Genomic DNA, 16,220 nt, shown 5'->3' on the forward strand with positions numbered 1-16,220 from the left:
ATACTCCAGCTTTCAGGTCATCTATCCTTAAAAAGTAAAGCCGCCCAAATGAATCGGACGGCTGATATCTTCAAATTTTCTGCAAGAACTGGCCCTAAATCGTTGTCAGTCTTAAAGTATTGGTCTTGCCCCCTTTACCGGCCGGTGTTGCATTCAGATTAATTACGAAATCGCCTTCCTCTACGTAACCGAGTTCGCTTACCATTTCATTTACCTGAAGGATGGTTTCGTCTGTGGATTTCTGCGCGTCATAATAATAGGCACGTACGCCCCAAAGAAGATTCAGCATCGTTGTAACCCTTCTGTTGGAACTGAAAACGATGATATGCGAGTTGGGTCTGTGCGCAGAGATCTGAAAAGCAGTATATCCCGAGTGAGTAAGGGTAATAATCGCCTCTACATCAGTACTTTTGGCAATACGTACAGCGGCCAGACAAATCCTGTTTGTTATAAACCTGGTATCTATACAGTTAAACTCCTTCTCAATGGGCGAGTTTTTCTGGATATAGAAGTTGGTGTTCTCAATGTTCTTTACAATTTTGGTCATGTTCTGCACCACCTCTACCGGATATCTGCCTACTGACGTTTCGCCGGAAAGCATCACTGCATCAGCACCGTCAAGTACGGAGTTGGCCACATCATTAACCTCTGCACGCGTAGGCGTAAGGCTGGTGATCATTGTTTCCATCATCTGGGTAGCGATGATTACAGGCTTGGCATAATTCCGGGCCTTTTCCACAAGCATTTTCTGGATGGCCGGGACTTCTTCCATCGGAACTTCAACACCAAGGTCGCCACGTGCCACCATAAGGCCGTCGCATTCCAGCAAGATCTGTTCAATATTCTTTACACCTTCAGGTTTCTCAATCTTAGCGATGATAGGTGTCTTAATCTTATTAGGATGTTTGGCCAGCAACTGTTTAAGGTCAATGATGTCCTGTGCATGCCTCACGAATGACAGAGCGATCCAGTCCAGCTCCAGGTCCATCATAAAATTGGCGTCCTGAATGTCTTTTTCTGTAAGTGCCGGCAGTGAAACATTTGTATTAGGCAGGTTTACACCTTTTTTCGAACTTAAAGGTCCACCCTGAACAGTCACGGCTTTCACAATATCCACCTCATTGGTTTCAATCACCTGCAGTACCAGTTTACCATCATCGATAAGAATTCTTTCACCAGGCTTTACGTCCCTGGGAAAATCCTGATAAGTCATATAAACTGTCTTGGAATCTCCCTCCATCTTCATATTGGTAAACGTAAGGATGTCGCCCGGGTTAAGATAGGAACCTTCTTTTACCACACCAACACGCAGTTTGGGCCCCTGCAGATCACCCAAAATACCCACGGAAGATCCCAGTTCCTGATTAATTTCGCGGATAAGCTTAACATTGTTGCGCACAATATCATAATCGGCGTGAGAAAAATTAATACGGAAAATATCAACGCCTGCCTTTACAAGATCCGTCATGATTTCCTTGGTGGAAGTTGCCGGACCCAAAGTGGCTATAATTTTGGTCTTCTTTAAATATTTATTCATAATACTGAAGTGTATGGAAGAGTCTCTCATCAAAACCCAATGGAATTTCCTGCAGCTGAAAGCACAGATTTTCAGGCAGTAAAATTAGGGAAAAATCGGCACATTTGTCTGGTGAAGTCAGGATATAATCAGTATCGGGATAAGCTTCCAGCAAATATTTCACTTCGCCCTCACCGGAGAAAAGCTCGGTGAGTTCCCTATTCTTGATACTGAATATGGATTTATTGCTAATGAAACGGAAGCATGTACGGCTTTCTTTACTGTAACCTCTGAAAACAGAGAAGTGGTAGGTATAAAATGTACCTTCCACCACAAGATCATCTATCCTTTCAAAGCAAAAACTGTTAGCATAATTGATGTGGAAAAAAAACTCATGATCAGGAATTTTTCTCACCAGTCTAACAAGAGCGATTACTCCATCGTCCTCATCACAATCATCAAGTGTTAGTTTGAGCAGGTCCAATTATCTTTTCTTTCTTGTTTAAAACGTAAAATGCGCGCTGAGCTGCTTTCTCTTCGGCTTTTTTCTTGGAAGATTCTACCGCATTGGCAATTTTATCATCACCTATCCAAACTGTGCAGCGGAAAACAGTGGCTTTACTTACCTGGGTTTCTTCGCAGGTATCATAACGGATATTCATCTTGCGTTTCTGACTCCACTCCAGCAAAAGACCTTTATAACTTACAATCTTATTTTCAAGTTTGTTGATCTCGGAAGGTGTGAGAAGCCTGTCTAAAACGATACGTTCGCACATGGCATAATCCTGGTCCAGATATATTGCACCGATAAGCGCCTCAAACAGATTACCGGCAATATTTTCGCTGAGGGTGCAGGAATGACCGTTTATAAGGAATTTTGTAAGCCGGAGGTCTTCTCCCAATCTATTGAGATTCTTCCTGTTTACAATTTTTGATTTCATCTGGGTCAGATACCCCTCATTAGCCTGCGGATAAGTCGTAAACAGATGGCACGAGATGATGGAACCCAAAATGGAGTCGCCTAAAAATTCCAGGCGCTCATAATTTTTATATTCGGAATTCTTTGATGAACCCTTTAAAGAAAATGCCTCGCGGTACAGACTGATGTTCTGGATCTCACAGCCAATGATGCGGCTGATTTCTGAACTCAGATAGTAGTCTTTTTCCGAAAGTACTTTTTTTCTTTTTTTAAGGAATTTAGGCAGATATTTCCGTAACTCCATGGAGCAGTATTACAGTTTCTTAAAGAGGACACAGGCATTGTGACCGCCAAAGCCGAAAGTGTTACTCATAGCTACATTTACCTCTTTCTTTACCGCTGTATTAAAGGTAAAATCCAGACGGCTGTCAATGTTCTGATCATCCGTGAAATGGTTGATAGTTGGGGGCACTATACCGTGCATAATTGTCCCGACAGCTGCAATGGCCTCAATCACTCCGGCAGCACCAAGCAGGTGTCCGGTCATGGATTTTGTAGAGTTGATCTGGATATCATAGGCATGATCGCCCAGCAGTTTTGAAATAGCATTGGACTCAGCAATATCGCCAAGTGGCGTTGAAGTACCGTGCATATTGATATGGTCTACCTCATCTGCTGAAATACCGGCATCTTCCAGACAGTTTTTCATTACCATGTGTGCGCCCAGTCCTTCAGGATGTGGGGCAGTCATGTGGTAAGCATCAGCACTCATACCTCCTCCTTTCAGTTCGGCATAAATGGTGGCGCCCCTTTTCATGGCGTGTTCGTATTCCTCAAGAACGATACATCCGGCCCCTTCGCCCAGTACAAAACCATCGCGGTCTTTATCAAAGGGTCTGGAAGCTGTTGTAGGATCGTCGTTACGTGTAGATAGTGCCATCATGGCATTAAATCCGCCCACACCGCTGGCAGTAACCGCAGCTTCGGAGCCGCCGCATACAATGACATCCGCTTTACCCAGCTGGATAAGCATCTTGGAGTCAATCAGAGCGTTTGCAGAAGAAGCACAGGCAGATACAGTAGTGTAGTTGGGTCCGTGAAAACCGTATTCAATCGAGATGTGTCCCGGTGTGATATCGGCAATCATTTTCGGAATAAAGAATGGATTAAATCTTGGAATTTCGGTATTGGCCCAGCCCAGAACTTCATGTTCAAAAGTTTCCAGTCCACCTATACCTGAACCCCAGATTACACCTACTCTGTTCTTGTCTACGTTATCTTCCATAATACGGGAATGTGCTACGGCCTCGCGGGCAGCTACCATTCCGTACTGGGTATTGCGGTCCATTTTTTTCGCTTCTTTTTTGTCGAAGTGATTCAGCGGATCCCAATTCTTGATTTCGCAGGCAAATTTTGTTTTAAAATTTGTGGCATCGAAAAGAGTAATAGGAGCAGCACCGCTCACACCTTTCACAAGGTTTTCCCAGTATTCCTTCGCATTGTTGCCAATAGGCGTTAAGGCTCCAAAACCGGTAACTACTACTCTTTTCAATTCCATAAATTTAATTTTTCCGTTAAAGAAATATTATTTGTTTACTACTTCTTCGATGTACGCGATAGCGTGTCCTACTGTAGTAATTTTTTCAGCCTGATCGTCAGGAATCTGAATGTTGAATTCTTTTTCGAACTCCATGATAAGTTCTACAGTATCTAAAGAATCAGCTCCCAAATCGTTTGTGAAGCTAGCTTCTGGGGTAACTTCCGTTTCTTCAACGTCAAGCTTATCAGCGATGATAGCTTTTACTCTTGATGCAATGTCTGACATAGTAATTTTATTTTTTATGTTGTTAATGCTGCAAATATATAAAATTCTATATCAACTTATACTTTTTTTATTGGCTTATAGAATTTGAACCGCGATACAGCTGCAGGTAAGGACAGACTTGTTTAATAATAGTGCCGCCAAGGCAGCACGATGCGCTCCGCGTGGCAGATTCATCAGTGACGGACTACAAAAAAACAGTTTTCAGCAGTGCGTAAAACGCTTTAAATCAAAAATGCCGGCATAAGCCAGCAAAGCAGAAACCGCCCTTAAAAGAAGAAAAGTCAGGGTTCGGAACCCTTGGAACTGCAGGCAGTGAGGGGGATTATTTTATGGATATTTTCCCGCTGAAAGGAAAGTGAGCGGTATAGAAAATCTGACTGTCCTTCACAGTTTCAAAACCTTCATTCATATATATATAACGGTCTCCCTGCCGCATGTACAGGTATACTTTTTTACCACTGTTAATTTTGATTTTGCCCAATGGAATGCGGAGTGAATAACTGTTTACGGAAGGATTTGGCACCCAGTCTTCCTGGGTAAAGAAGTGGGCAAACTTCTTTTTGGCGAATAATTTCAGGGTCATCATTTGGCTTGCGTTTGTTCAAAAGTAGACGTTTCCTACCGCGCATACAATCCCCATTTTCAGCTATTTTTCATGGGAGTCAGCGGCGGCGGATGATGCTTTCAATTACACTCCGAAATGGTGTTGTTTATACCATTTTATTTCTGGGCAGGCCTATTTCACTTTCCTGCGGGTAAGGCTGGCGCCAGGTCATACTTACATCCTCATTGATCTTCCGGTGTACTTCATACGCTTTCTCTTTATCCAAAGCATACCTTGGGTCGGGAATAAAAGGCATTTTGGCCATTTTCAAAACAGTTATGGTGGGAAAATGGAAATCCACCTCCACCTGTCCCAAAAGCAGATAGCAGCCACCGCCCTGGAAGGGATATTTCTGCAGGTTATCCGGAAAATGGGCCGTATCAAAATATTCGCCCTCCGCATCAATCCAGGTACCGAAAAACATAGTACCCCTTTTGGTGGGAACATGCTTTCGGGAGATGAGGTAGGCCAGCATCTTTACCTGTTTTTTGTGGTACTTCAGCAGGTCATTTGCCATAATCCTCCCCCGGAACCTGGTCTGAAGCAAATCGAACGGGCTGCAGGTGACAGGGAAACCCAGTATTTCGATTTCATCAAAAGCATCTTCAAACGTATTCCTTTCCAGCTCCGGCAAACTGTATTTCTTTGGCGGCTCTTCCAGTAAAGACTCCATGCGGCATTCGGGTTTATAAGTAGACATGATTAAGCGCGCTTCTATAAGGAGTTCATTTTTCTGTTTGCCTGTAAACCGGAAGGCACCTATAAATATAAGGATCTGAAGGGTTTCAATGCCCACCGGGATCCTTTTGATGAAATCTTCCAGTGATTTATACTCACCGGCCTTTTCCCGCTGCTCCGGGATATGCCTGGCAATCCGGCCTTCTATTTTCTCAATATGCATCAGTCCCAGATATATATCCTTGCCATATACCGTAGTTTTAAACAGGCTCTTATTTACGCAGGGATTGTGGATGATTCCGCCTGACATGCGTGCTTCGTGTACATACACCTCCGTCCTGTAAAAGCCTCCCTGATTATTGATTACGCTCACCATAAATTCCACCGGATAATATACCTTAAGGTAGAGACTCTGGTAACTCTCCACCGCGTAGGAAGCCGAATGCGCTTTACAAAAGGAATAACCGGCAAAGGATTCGATCTGGCGGTAAACCTCTTTTGAAAGCTGTTCAGGATGGCCCAGTTTACTGCAGGAGATGAAGAAATCATCCTTTAGCTTCTGCAGTGCGGCTAATGACCGGCCCTTGCCACTCATAGCGCGCCTCAGGATATCGCCGTCTGCCGCCGAAAGACCACCGTAATAGAGTGCAATCTTAATCACATCTTCCTGGTAGACCATGATTCCGTAGGTTTCGCCCAGCTGTTCTTTAAATACCTCATGAAAATATTCGAACTGGGTGGGATTATTGTGCCGGAAAATGTATTCGCGCATCATGCCACTTTGTGCCACGCCGGGCCGGATAATGGACGATGCGGCGACCAGCGTTTTATAATCGCCACACTTCAGTCGCCGCAAAAGTCCGCGCATGGCGGGGCTTTCAATATAAAAACATCCGATGGTCTTTCCGCGGCTCAGAAATTCATTGGCAGCGGCTTCGTCTTTGGATAGCGCTGTATCCTTAATATCCACGGAAATGCCTCGGTTTTGCCGGATAAGGTCTACGGTATCTTTAATGCTTCCCAAACCGCGCTGCGAAAGGATATCAAACTTTTCAAAGCCGATATCTTCGGCCACATGCATGTCAAACTGAACAATGGGGAAACCTTTGGGTGGCATCTCCAAAGCCGTGAAGTTCGTGATAGGTTCCTCGGAGATCAGGATACCGCAGGAATGCATGCTGCGCTGGTTGGGGAATTTCTCCAGCAGTTTGCCGTATTTGTGCACCAGCCTGACCACGGAATTCTCTTCATGTTCGGCCATAGGTTTAGTGGTCAGCACATCCAGTTCGTCTTTGGGAAGTCCAAATACTTTCCCTATTTCGCGGAAGATGGAGCGGTATTTAAATTCAACATTGGTTCCGCAGAAAGCCACATGGTCCCTGCCGTATTTATCAAATATATACTGAAGGATGGCATCCCGGTTCTGCCAGCTCCAGTCTATATCGAAATCGGGCGGACTGTTCCTGTTCAGGTTCAGGAACCTTTCAAAATAAAGATCCAGTTCAATGGGACATATATCCGTAATACCCAGGCAGTAACTCACGATACTGTTGGCCCCGCTGCCCCGCCCCACATGCATGAAACCCATCTTGTTACTGTACTGCACAATATCCCAGGTGATGAGAAAATATCCGCAGAAATCGAGCTGGTTAATGACCTTCAACTCCTTTTCTATCCGCAGACGCGCGGCGGTATGATTTTCGGGATATCTTTTCTTCAGCCCTTCATAAGCCAGGGTACGCAGCAACTCCTCATCTTCCGCCTGAGTCGCTGTAAAATGCTTTTTGTTTTTGGGCGTGGAAAAGTCGAAACTGAAGTGGCAGTCTTCCAGTATCTTTTCGGTATTTGCCAGGATTTGCGGGTAGTTTCGGTAAGCGTCGCGAATTTCTGACACCGGTTTAAGCACCTCATCGGGTTTACAGAAATCCGCCTCAGTCAGTTTGCTTATTAAAGTATTATGGTCTACAGCCCTCAGAATGCGGTGAAGATTATGGTCGCGCTGCGTGCGTACCGTAACCGGTGCCAGGGCTACCATTTTATGGATGAGTCTTTTCCACAGAGAATTGAAGACCAAATTAAGCTGTTCCGGACGGATTCCTATAAATTCATGTTCCAGAAGTTTCTCCGGCACATTCTCCAGCGGATACACTACATACACCTCTCTGAAATCCGGATTGGATCCGGGCAGCGGACTGTTTTCGCAGTTATGAGCCGTTAGCAAACGGTTTATTTCGGCAATACCGCTTTGGGACTTTGCCAGGGTAATATAATAAAGTTCATCTTCATTCCTTACCTCCACCCCGACTACCGGTTTTATCCCTTTATCCAGGCAAAGTTTATAAAAATCATATATCCCCGTAACCGTATTGATATCCGTGAGGGCCAAAGTGGAAACCTGGAGTTCCTGGGCCTGCTGAACCAGTTCCTCTATGGAGAGTGTTCCGTAGCGCAGGCTGTGGTAAGTATGGCAGTTAAGGTACATGCTACTGGATATTAAAATTAAAACCTGAAGCCTTGCCCACGGCAGCTTTGCCAAAGCGGTTTTTAATCCTGTCCATGGTCTGGTACAGCGAGATCAGCTCTTCGGTATCTTCAAACAGATTCATCTGGTGGTTTCCGTGTACGAGACCTGTAAACTTTACCCCCACAAGCCTCAACCTCATCCGGCGGGTGTAGAGTTTGTTAAAAAGGTCCAGCGCTACGCGAGTCAGCGTATGATCCACCGCGGTATAAGCGATTTTAAACTGTTTGGTTTCCGTATCGAAATTGGAGTAACGGATCTTGACGACCACGGTGGACGTAAGCCACCCCGATTCCCGCAGCTGGAAGGCCAAATTTTCTACCATTCCCGTAATGATGCTTTTAATGGATTCAATATCAATGGTATCTGTGGAAAAAGTATGCTCTTTGGAGATGGATTTCTTCTCTGAATAAGGAATTACCGGCGTCTCGTCTATGCCGTTGGCTTTTTTCCAGAGCTCTTTACCGTTCTTGCCTATGAGTTGCTGCAGCACATCCACCGGCATGCCCGAAAGAGTTTGGATGGTCCGGATGCCTACCCTGGAAAGCAGCTGGAAGGTTACATTGCCCACCATGGGAATCTTGCGGATGGACAGCGGGTTCAAAAACGGTCGGATACCTTCTTCGCGAATCTCGAACTTACCCAAAGGCTTGGCCTCGCCCGTACCGATCTTGGAAACCGTTTTGTTTGTGGACAGCGCAAAGCTGATGGGCAGCCCCGTGTTCTTAATTACGGAACCTGCCACCTCGCCGGTCCATTTATAGCAGCCGAAAAACCGGTCCATACCTGTAAGGTCCAGGTAAAACTCGTCTATACTGGCTTTCTCCACTACCGGCACCTTTTCGCGGATAATTTCGGTGACATCCTGCGACATCCTGGAATAGAGTTCCATATCGCCCTTGATGACCCGGGCTTCCGGACAAAGCCTGAGCGCCATCTTGATGGGCATGGCCGAGTGCACCCCGAAATACCTTGTTTCATAAGAACAGGAGGCCACCACACCCCTGTCGCCACCGCCAATGATGACGGGTTTGCCCACAAGTTCAGAGTTAATCACCCTTTCACATGAAACAAAAAAAGTATCCAGATCCATATGCACAATTGCTCTTTCCATGTGGACAAAATTATTATGTTTTATTACAAAAAACACTATATTTGTTGCTATAAATTGTAGCAATGTCAATACTGTCAGAAAACATAAGGTATCTGAGAGGTCAGCTGAATCTCTCGCAGCAGGCACTGGCCGACAGCCTGAAACTTACGCGCGGCCGTTATGCCAAATATGAAGACGGGGCCAATGAGCCACCTATTGAAGTACTGATCGGCATGTCCAAATATTTTAAGATCAGTCTGGACTTACTGCTCACGGTAGATCTGGCCAAATACCCCATAGACAGGATACTGACCCTGGCCGACAACCGGATCATCCTGCCCATCACGGTAGATGCAAAAGGGGAAAACAAGATTGAGATTATTCCGCAGAAGGCGTCCATGGGTTACCTGAACGGTTATTCGGATCCGGAGTACATCGAAAACCTGCAATCGCTGTCCCTGCCTTTCCTGAGGAACGGAAAGTACAGGGCTTTCCCCACGGAAGGAGATTCCATGCCGCCCTATAACGACGGCACCTATGTAGTGGGCAAATACGTGGAAAATATTGCCGACCTGAAAAAGGGCAAGACCTATATCTTTATCACCCGAAACGAAGGGATTACCTATAAAAGGTTTCAGAAAACCTCCTCCGAAAGCATTTCTGTAATTCCGGACAATGATTTTTATGAGCCTTACGACATTCCAAAGTCGCAGATTTTAGAAATCTGGGAATACGCCTGCAGCATCAATACCGAAGAGCTGGGTGGCAGCGGTCTGGACATGAATTCCATAAAGGACATGTTTATAAGCCTGAAAAAGGAGATTAACGAACTGAAGAGGGTGAATGGCCTGGAGAAGTTGGGGAAGTAAGTTCGCTATACTTTCTTAATAAATAAGATCAACGCTAGTGAAAGAGCCTGTTTATTTTACCGGTACGTCGTCCTTATTAAGTTTATAGATCTTTTCAAGAAAAAGAATTTTTTCATTTTCACTCCACTTGTCGGTATAAACAAGAAGATTTAAAAAAGCCTCTTTATTGGAGCCGAACAAAAAGAGGTTATCTAATTTACCAGCATTATATTTCCAAATAATATATTCTTGCTTAGGATTCTCTTTTATTTTTGAGGTTTTAAAGTTATTCTTAATCATGTAATCTGAATCCCAAGTGTAAAATTCCGTTACATATTCAAAGTTTTTCTTACCCACAGTAAAAAAAGGATATGCCTTCTTCGCATTTTGGGCAACTGCAAAAATTACCTTCTCAGAGTTAACAAAAAATGTTTGACCGGAGTCCTCCTCCGTACTAAGTTTCTGCCACTGTCCTGGTATTTTCACATTACCGCTGTTTGTATTTACAATGGTGTACTCTTCTGAAATCTGTGATTGTAGTATACCTGATATCAAAAGACAGAAAGCTATAAAAACGGAAGTAAGTTTGCTGCCAGGCCGTGGTTTAAAATTATTCATTACGGGAATTTATTTGAAGGAGTTTACTCCAGTGCTGTAGTAAATATAATAAATAAACAACAGCGAAATCCTTAGTATTGAATTTTATTCGTGCTGATAGGATTGAAAGCCAGCAAGAGCACTGATTAACTCCCAATTCTCTATATTTGACCCTATAAAAGCCAACTTATGTGCAACAGAGTCGATAATTTCGGGATTTCCATCGAAAAAATTTCAGAGGAGCTGAATGCTGAGGAAGCGGAAGAAAAGTATTACGCGGCGAAAGAGGTCAATGCTTTCGACCGGCCTGCCCTTCCGGTGGTTCTGGACCATCACGGCAGGAAGATTACCCACGCCACCTGGGGACTGAATAAGGAAATACCCAAAGACCGGCCGGCCCTCGGAATTAACCTCACCGCCGAAAAAGCGAATACACTCTACAAAAACTATCTCAGTAACCGCTGTGTAATTCCCGTAAGTGGTTTTTATGACTGGATGCATGTAAGCAATCCCGGAAAAAAGACGCCCCTGAAGGTAAAGCACAGGATGTACTGGAAAGAGGCCGGCCATTTCTATCTGGCGGGTTTCTTTGACGTCTGGGACAATAACGAAATTGGATTTGGCGTAGTAACCACCCAGGCCAATGAACTGATGACGGCCATACACAACTCCAAACACAGGATGCCCATCTGCCTGAACATCGAAATGGCAAACAGGTTCCTGAACGATGAACCTATTGAAAACTTCACCTACCCCGCTTTTGATCCGATCTTAACAGCAGACAATCTGGAACCGGATAAAATGCCGCTGACGTTGTTTTAGGAATTTGACCAACTCCACGAAACAAGGCTGGCGTACCCCTTTTATCTATATTTACAAAAATTTACTGCAGGATTCTGTCTTGTAATCCGGCATTCCATAGTAAGAGGAGTTGATAAAAGTATACTACAGCCGGGAAGAGGATATTGATAGTTATTTTTTTTAGCTTCAATATTTTATCTCTTTTAAATGGATCTATAACCACAGATTTTTCAAACACTCTAATGTTTGAATTCATGATTTTTAGGATCAGCTGTGCAAAGGAAAATGCAATTGCCATATCTAAAATGTTATTTGGAACGATATTAAAAACCGCATTTAAAATCACCAATAATAACGAACAACTTAAACTAATAGATAGTTACTTCCTCAAAATCAATTTTCACGATGCTATATTTGCTCACTCCGTAGGCCGTTTATCTTTTCAATGATTTCTTTCATTTCATCGGGTATTAAGTCAGCCGTCATTGCACTAATTATATTAGCAGAAGTAATTGTTACCTTTAGTTTTTCTTGGAGAACGGCATTTAGTCTTGAAAGAAAGTCTTTTCCTGAAATGACTGTCAGTCTTTGATCAAAAGAATTCCAAGTAATTTCAAATTCGTGAAGAATTTTTTCAATTATTGTTGATTCATCATGTTTAGGATTAATACTTTTTTCAAACTTAAACCGATGTGCCTGCAATTGTGCCTGAGTCTTATTTTTAAATTCATCTGATAAAGCTTTCAAAAAAGTTTCTATATCTTCATTAAAATACAAACTCTTACCCGTTCGCTTGTTAACTTCATCAATTCTGTTTTGGATAGCACGTTCAATTGCTTTAGGAACCAATAAAAAATTTTCAATTTCCTTTCTCGAGTGAATGTGCGCAAAAAAATTCCCTTTAGAAAGCTCTTCGTATTCAGATTTAACTTCATCTATGGACCTGTAATCTTTATCAAAAATAACAGCGGAAATTATCTTTGCTCCGATCGTTTTTTCTATTCCATCTTTAAACGCATGCAATCTTGTAGGATTAAATCCTTCCACTGGAACTACCGCAAAATCACTTCTATTGGCAACATGTTCCATTTTTAGAGTTCGTGCTATTTTAGAAAAAATTAAAAAGTCTTTTCCTTCAACGAATAACACTTTCTTAGTCTTGGCAATTTGTGTCAGTACCGGATTTAAATTTGAACCTAGAACTTGAAAAATATTTCTCAATTGAGATGGATCTTTAATCCTCTTAGCTGAATTATTTGACTTATTTATTAGCAAAATGTCATTTATGTCCGCTTCACTTATTAGCTCGGTAGAATGAGTTGCAATCACAATGTCTGGACCGAGGGCTTTAAGAATTCCCAGCAGTTGACGTTGTAGATCAGAGTGCAAATAGATATCGGGCTCATCAATTAAAAATAAAGAAACTTCCTTGTTCTTAATTATATATGTGAGCATTTGACACCAAACCTGAAAGCCAAAACCTGCCCAATAGATTTCGCGGGGAATTCTGTCTTCAGGACAAAACATATCGACAGTTGTATCTTTGCCTGAAGTATTCAGTTCAGGTTCCGAAATATCCAGACCTGGCCAAGTAGTTCTTATTAAATCTCTAAACTTATCAAAGTCTTCGCGATAGTGATACCATATATTCCTAAAGTTTCGCGAGGCGGTATGCGTTAATAAAGCAAGCCGAGCCGCCTCCTTTTGATATAATTTTTCAGTATGTTCGACAGGTCCTAAGATAGGAACATAACCAATGTCAATGTTTACAAATTGAAGAAATTCTTTAGGGCTTCTAATTATTCTTTTATCCGATTCATAATTAAGGTAACAAGTGCTTTTTGATGTAAAATACACCTGCAAATACGCACCATCAGAAAGCCTAAACCTTATTTGGGCGGGTTGCGCGTCGTCATAATTGTGAAAAACATTTTCCGTTGCAACTGGCACTTGGGAAAGGTCAATCTCATAACCTAAAACTTGATTACCTTTCGGATCTAAAACCAATATCGGCTTCCTAGATTTTGCCTTTCTTATTCCTTCTGCAAGAACTTTCAAGGAACCAATTACCGTCGATTTCCCAGCATTATTTGGTCCAACTAAAATATTAAAATCGGACAAGGTGAGTGAAAATTGCTTAAAACTTTTATAGTTGATAAATCTTATGGAGGTTATATGTAGCATCTTTTTTTATCAGTATGAGTTTGTACATCTGTAATCAGCAGCTCTTATTATTTCGTATATTTTAACCATAAAAATTGTTTCCTAAAGTCATCTCACTATAGTAAAATAAGTATGGTATAATATAACTTTTCTAGGATTACTTCATGAATCACTTTTATCTTCACGATTATGACAAGTAAAAATTAAGGCCACAAATTATCAAAATAAGACGTGGGAAAACACAAATTAATGTTTTTATGTAATTCAGTAGGAACGCACAATAAAACAGCTATTTCATAGAATTCTGAGACTACTAGGACTTGGAATTGTTGTATTCAAATTTATAGGGCTAATTCTATCATACATTCTTTTATTCTTTTTTCAATCTCAATAAATTCTTCAGCATTTTTAAAGGTTCGTCTTACGTAAATTCTTTTTATAAAAACATTAGTCTGACTTAAAAAAAACATTTCATCGTTTATTTTATTCCAAAGATTTGTGGTTTTATTACCGTCTTCCTTTTCAATGAGAACCATTTTCGATTTACTGGCCCCTTTTAATCCAATGTTGGAAGAATAATTTTCTTGTACGTAGATATCCTCACATTCTAATTGTGTTTTAAATTGTTCAAGCTTTGAACTGTCAAAATAATTGGTTTCTATTTTTTTCTTCAGTTGATACTCCAACTCAGAAATGTTTGTTACATTTCTCAATTCGGAATCACTGAACTTTATGTTAATTCTTGATTCAAAAGTCTTTTTCCACAAATTTCTCTCTAGAAGCTCATCTAACACATCATTTTCTACACATCCCTCGTTACATACGTCACAACCATTGGTCGTAAGTTTATATTTCATGGTCGAATTCAAAAAGTACTCATCTCCATTTCTAAAATAAAATTCTTCAAACTCTTCATATGAGCTTACATTTTCAAAAACACTTTGATTGGACATATGTCTAAAAACAAAATCCAACATTGAGTTTGTTGCGGAGTTTGTTTTGTGAAAATAAACTTGATTATACAAATGATTTCTAGACTGAATAAATCTTATTACTGAGTCTAAACCACTAGTTTTTACTCCAAGCGTTATTTTCCCTTCATGTTCAACAGGTAATAGAGACATCAAAATTCTACTTTGATCAAAGAAGCCATATTTGACACCGGAATAAAAACTATCACGATACAAATAATCCATTCGGTCTGCATCAAAAGGAAAACCAGCTATTATTGAATTAAAATAATTTGTGCAATTTTTATCCCCAAGTACGATTTCGTGTTGTGGCAAAAATTCAGGATCAATCATTTTAAGAATATTTTTCACTTCGATTCCATCAATAATTTTGCGTGAAAAATCAGTAAAATTTTTATTCTCTTTTAATGTATAAATGATTTTGATTATAAAAATACAAGAAACTAATTCATGTTCTATTTTCCTATTCTGCAACTGATTTTTAGAAACATATTCTCTTATTTCTGACAGAAAGTTTTTATGATATATTGATTTTTCCAAAAAGGCAAGTAGTTCTTTGCCTGTAATTGTGAACGAATCAAACTTATGAGACGTAGGACCATGACCCACATCATGAAGTAAAGCGGCAATTCTGAGTTCTTGAAGTTTAGTTTCAAAATGGTCATTGTCTTTTGCCAACTCTTTTATTGTGATATACCCTTTACTTCTATTATATTTTTGACCTTTCAAATGTGTTGTTTCAACATTTTCATTTGATTTATTAAAAATTTTTTCTGCTAAATGCATGACACCAATTGAATGTTCAAATCTAGTATGATTAGCACCTGGAAAAATATAATTTAACAATGTGTTTTGCTTAACTTTTCTTAATCGCCCAAATATTTTCTGATTAATTATGAATTCCTCAATCTCTGTTATTTCGATTAAACCATGAATTGGGTCTAGTACTTTTCCTGTTTTCATATGTAATTATGTGAATTCGGTTTGTTGTTAGAGCTAAATCTCAAATATAAGCAATTAGCATTACATCCGGCTATTAAACTCGCCATTAATAAATCCCAGTAATTCAAGTATAAAAATCTTATTTTTTGTAAATACTTGATAATACTGCGCATTTTTAATAACCCCAATACCTTCTTGATATAGTAGCCATCACCTCACAAAAAAAATAACCCACTGAACACAGTGAGTTATTTAAAATGTGGAGTTGGAGGGATTCGAACCCTCGTCCAAACAAGCAACACATAAGATTTCTACATGCTTATTCTGTATTTAATTTTCGACTGCAAACAGAGCACAGACACCCAATTTACAGCTTAGCTTCTAAAGTTTTCGTGCTTTGGCCGAAGCTTCCAAAGCCTTATTTCCGCATTGCTATACCCCGGATTCAGACGTCGCGAAACAGAACTTCTGTGGGATATCTTGCCTCCTTACTGTCTTCGGGAGAACGCTAATCTTACTATAATTCAGATTAAGCAGCAAGAGCAAACTCTTGGTCGCCAGTTAAAATTGTGTAGCAAGGGATTAAAGAGATCGCGCTACGGTTCTCTGCATGCTTACTTACCCATTGATCTTGCTGTCGAAACCAGTCAACCCCAGATAAGTCTGCAAAGATATGAAAATTTTATTCCAAAATCATAAAGTGACATTTCGGCACAAAAAAAAGCCGCGTCGTGCGGCTTTA

General features: G+C 41.1%; 14 protein-coding genes and 1 other RNA gene. 2 read left to right on the top strand and 13 right to left on the bottom strand.

What is annotated here, in order from left to right:
• Positions 1-94 precede the first annotated feature (94 nt).
• The 8 genes from pyk to dinB form a co-directional block, all read right to left on the bottom strand.
• The gene (gene pyk / locus H1R16_RS05635; protein WP_181887956.1) at positions 95-1,537 is read right to left on the bottom strand and encodes a pyruvate kinase; all 1,443 of its coding nucleotides are present in this window, start codon (positions 1,535-1,537) and stop codon (positions 95-97) included.
• The gene (locus H1R16_RS05640) at positions 1,530-2,000 is read right to left on the bottom strand and encodes an IPExxxVDY family protein (protein WP_181887957.1); all 471 of its coding nucleotides are present in this window, start codon (positions 1,998-2,000) and stop codon (positions 1,530-1,532) included. The genes pyk and H1R16_RS05640 overlap by 8 nt, the downstream gene beginning before the upstream one ends.
• The gene (gene rnc, locus H1R16_RS05645) at positions 1,975-2,739 is read right to left on the bottom strand and encodes a ribonuclease III (RefSeq protein ID WP_181887958.1); all 765 of its coding nucleotides are present in this window, start codon (positions 2,737-2,739) and stop codon (positions 1,975-1,977) included. Before rnc ends, H1R16_RS05640 begins: the two co-directional genes overlap by 26 nt.
• A gap of 9 nt (positions 2,740-2,748) precedes the next feature.
• A complete protein-coding gene (gene fabF, locus H1R16_RS05650) occupies positions 2,749-3,993 on the bottom strand; it encodes a beta-ketoacyl-ACP synthase II (protein ID WP_181887959.1) in 1,245 nt (414 codons plus the stop codon).
• A 27-nt stretch (positions 3,994-4,020) separates the two neighbouring features.
• Positions 4,021-4,260, bottom strand: a complete 240-nt coding sequence (locus tag H1R16_RS05655) for an acyl carrier protein (RefSeq protein WP_002976354.1) — start codon at positions 4,258-4,260, stop codon at positions 4,021-4,023.
• Positions 4,261-4,582: 322 nt separating this feature from the next.
• Positions 4,583-4,846 (bottom strand): hypothetical protein, encoded by a 264-nt coding sequence (locus tag H1R16_RS05660; RefSeq protein ID WP_181887960.1) that lies wholly within the window; start codon positions 4,844-4,846, stop codon positions 4,583-4,585.
• 124 nt (positions 4,847-4,970) lie between these two features.
• Entirely contained in the window at positions 4,971-8,024 is a 3,054-nt protein-coding gene (locus tag H1R16_RS05665; protein WP_181887961.1) for a DNA polymerase III subunit alpha, read from the bottom strand.
• 1 nt (position 8,025) lies between these two features.
• Positions 8,026-9,177: a DNA polymerase IV gene (gene dinB, locus H1R16_RS05670; protein WP_181887962.1), complete on the bottom strand. Its 1,152-nt coding sequence runs from the start codon at positions 9,175-9,177 to the stop codon at positions 8,026-8,028.
• A 62-nt stretch (positions 9,178-9,239) separates the two neighbouring features.
• Here dinB and H1R16_RS05675 point away from each other — a divergent pair, with 62 nt between their 5' ends.
• Positions 9,240-10,025, top strand: coding sequence for an XRE family transcriptional regulator (locus H1R16_RS05675; protein ID WP_181887963.1), 786 nt, complete (start codon positions 9,240-9,242; stop codon positions 10,023-10,025).
• Between the two features lie 51 nt (positions 10,026-10,076).
• On the opposite strand, the gene H1R16_RS05680 is transcribed toward H1R16_RS05675, so the two are convergent.
• Positions 10,077-10,622, bottom strand: coding sequence for a hypothetical protein (locus H1R16_RS05680; protein ID WP_181887964.1), 546 nt, complete (start codon positions 10,620-10,622; stop codon positions 10,077-10,079).
• 168 nt (positions 10,623-10,790) lie between these two features.
• Here H1R16_RS05680 and H1R16_RS05685 point away from each other — a divergent pair, with 168 nt between their 5' ends.
• Positions 10,791-11,423: an SOS response-associated peptidase family protein gene (locus tag H1R16_RS05685; RefSeq protein WP_181887965.1), complete on the top strand. Its 633-nt coding sequence runs from the start codon at positions 10,791-10,793 to the stop codon at positions 11,421-11,423.
• 61 nt (positions 11,424-11,484) lie between these two features.
• Here H1R16_RS05685 and H1R16_RS05690 read toward each other — a convergent pair whose 3' ends face one another.
• From H1R16_RS05690 to ssrA, 4 genes are all read right to left on the bottom strand, one after another.
• Positions 11,485-11,700 (bottom strand): hypothetical protein, encoded by a 216-nt coding sequence (locus H1R16_RS05690; RefSeq protein ID WP_181887966.1) that lies wholly within the window; start codon positions 11,698-11,700, stop codon positions 11,485-11,487.
• A gap of 110 nt (positions 11,701-11,810) precedes the next feature.
• On the bottom strand, positions 11,811-13,586 hold the full coding sequence (locus tag H1R16_RS05695) for an ATP-dependent nuclease (protein WP_181887967.1): 1,776 nt from the start codon (positions 13,584-13,586) through the stop codon (positions 11,811-11,813).
• A 320-nt stretch (positions 13,587-13,906) separates the two neighbouring features.
• A complete protein-coding gene (locus tag H1R16_RS05700) occupies positions 13,907-15,499 on the bottom strand; it encodes an HD domain-containing protein (RefSeq protein WP_181887968.1) in 1,593 nt (530 codons plus the stop codon).
• A gap of 236 nt (positions 15,500-15,735) precedes the next feature.
• Positions 15,736-16,133, bottom strand: a transfer-messenger RNA (tmRNA) gene (ssrA, locus tag H1R16_RS05705).
• Between the last annotated feature and the right edge of the window lie 87 nt (positions 16,134-16,220).

Origin of the sequence: Marnyiella aurantia, assembly GCF_014041915.1 — a bacterium.
Taxonomy (GTDB): Bacteria; Bacteroidota; Bacteroidia; order Flavobacteriales; family Weeksellaceae; genus Marnyiella; species Marnyiella aurantia.

Excerpts from the sequence above, each read along its gene's own strand:
- dinB (WP_181887962.1), bottom strand. The coding sequence starts at position 9,177 with ATGGAAAGAGCAATTGTGCATATGGATCTGGATACTTTTTTTGTTTCA.
- H1R16_RS05680 (WP_181887964.1), bottom strand. The coding sequence starts at position 10,622 with ATGAATAATTTTAAACCACGGCCTGGCAGCAAACTTACTTCCGTTTTT.
- H1R16_RS05655 (WP_002976354.1), bottom strand. The coding sequence starts at position 4,260 with ATGTCAGACATTGCATCAAGAGTAAAAGCTATCATCGCTGATAAGCTT.
- H1R16_RS05675 (WP_181887963.1), top strand. The coding sequence starts at position 9,240 with ATGTCAATACTGTCAGAAAACATAAGGTATCTGAGAGGTCAGCTGAAT.
- H1R16_RS05700 (WP_181887968.1), bottom strand. The coding sequence starts at position 15,499 with ATGAAAACAGGAAAAGTACTAGACCCAATTCATGGTTTAATCGAAATA.
- H1R16_RS05660 (WP_181887960.1), bottom strand. The coding sequence starts at position 4,846 with ATGATGACCCTGAAATTATTCGCCAAAAAGAAGTTTGCCCACTTCTTT.
- H1R16_RS05685 (WP_181887965.1), top strand. The coding sequence starts at position 10,791 with ATGTGCAACAGAGTCGATAATTTCGGGATTTCCATCGAAAAAATTTCA.
- fabF (WP_181887959.1), bottom strand. The coding sequence starts at position 3,993 with ATGGAATTGAAAAGAGTAGTAGTTACCGGTTTTGGAGCCTTAACGCCT.
- H1R16_RS05695 (WP_181887967.1), bottom strand. The coding sequence starts at position 13,586 with ATGCTACATATAACCTCCATAAGATTTATCAACTATAAAAGTTTTAAG.
- pyk (WP_181887956.1), bottom strand. The coding sequence starts at position 1,537 with ATGAATAAATATTTAAAGAAGACCAAAATTATAGCCACTTTGGGTCCG.
- H1R16_RS05690 (WP_181887966.1), bottom strand. The coding sequence starts at position 11,700 with ATGGCAATTGCATTTTCCTTTGCACAGCTGATCCTAAAAATCATGAAT.
- rnc (WP_181887958.1), bottom strand. The coding sequence starts at position 2,739 with ATGGAGTTACGGAAATATCTGCCTAAATTCCTTAAAAAAAGAAAAAAA.
- H1R16_RS05665 (WP_181887961.1), bottom strand. The coding sequence starts at position 8,024 with ATGTACCTTAACTGCCATACTTACCACAGCCTGCGCTACGGAACACTC.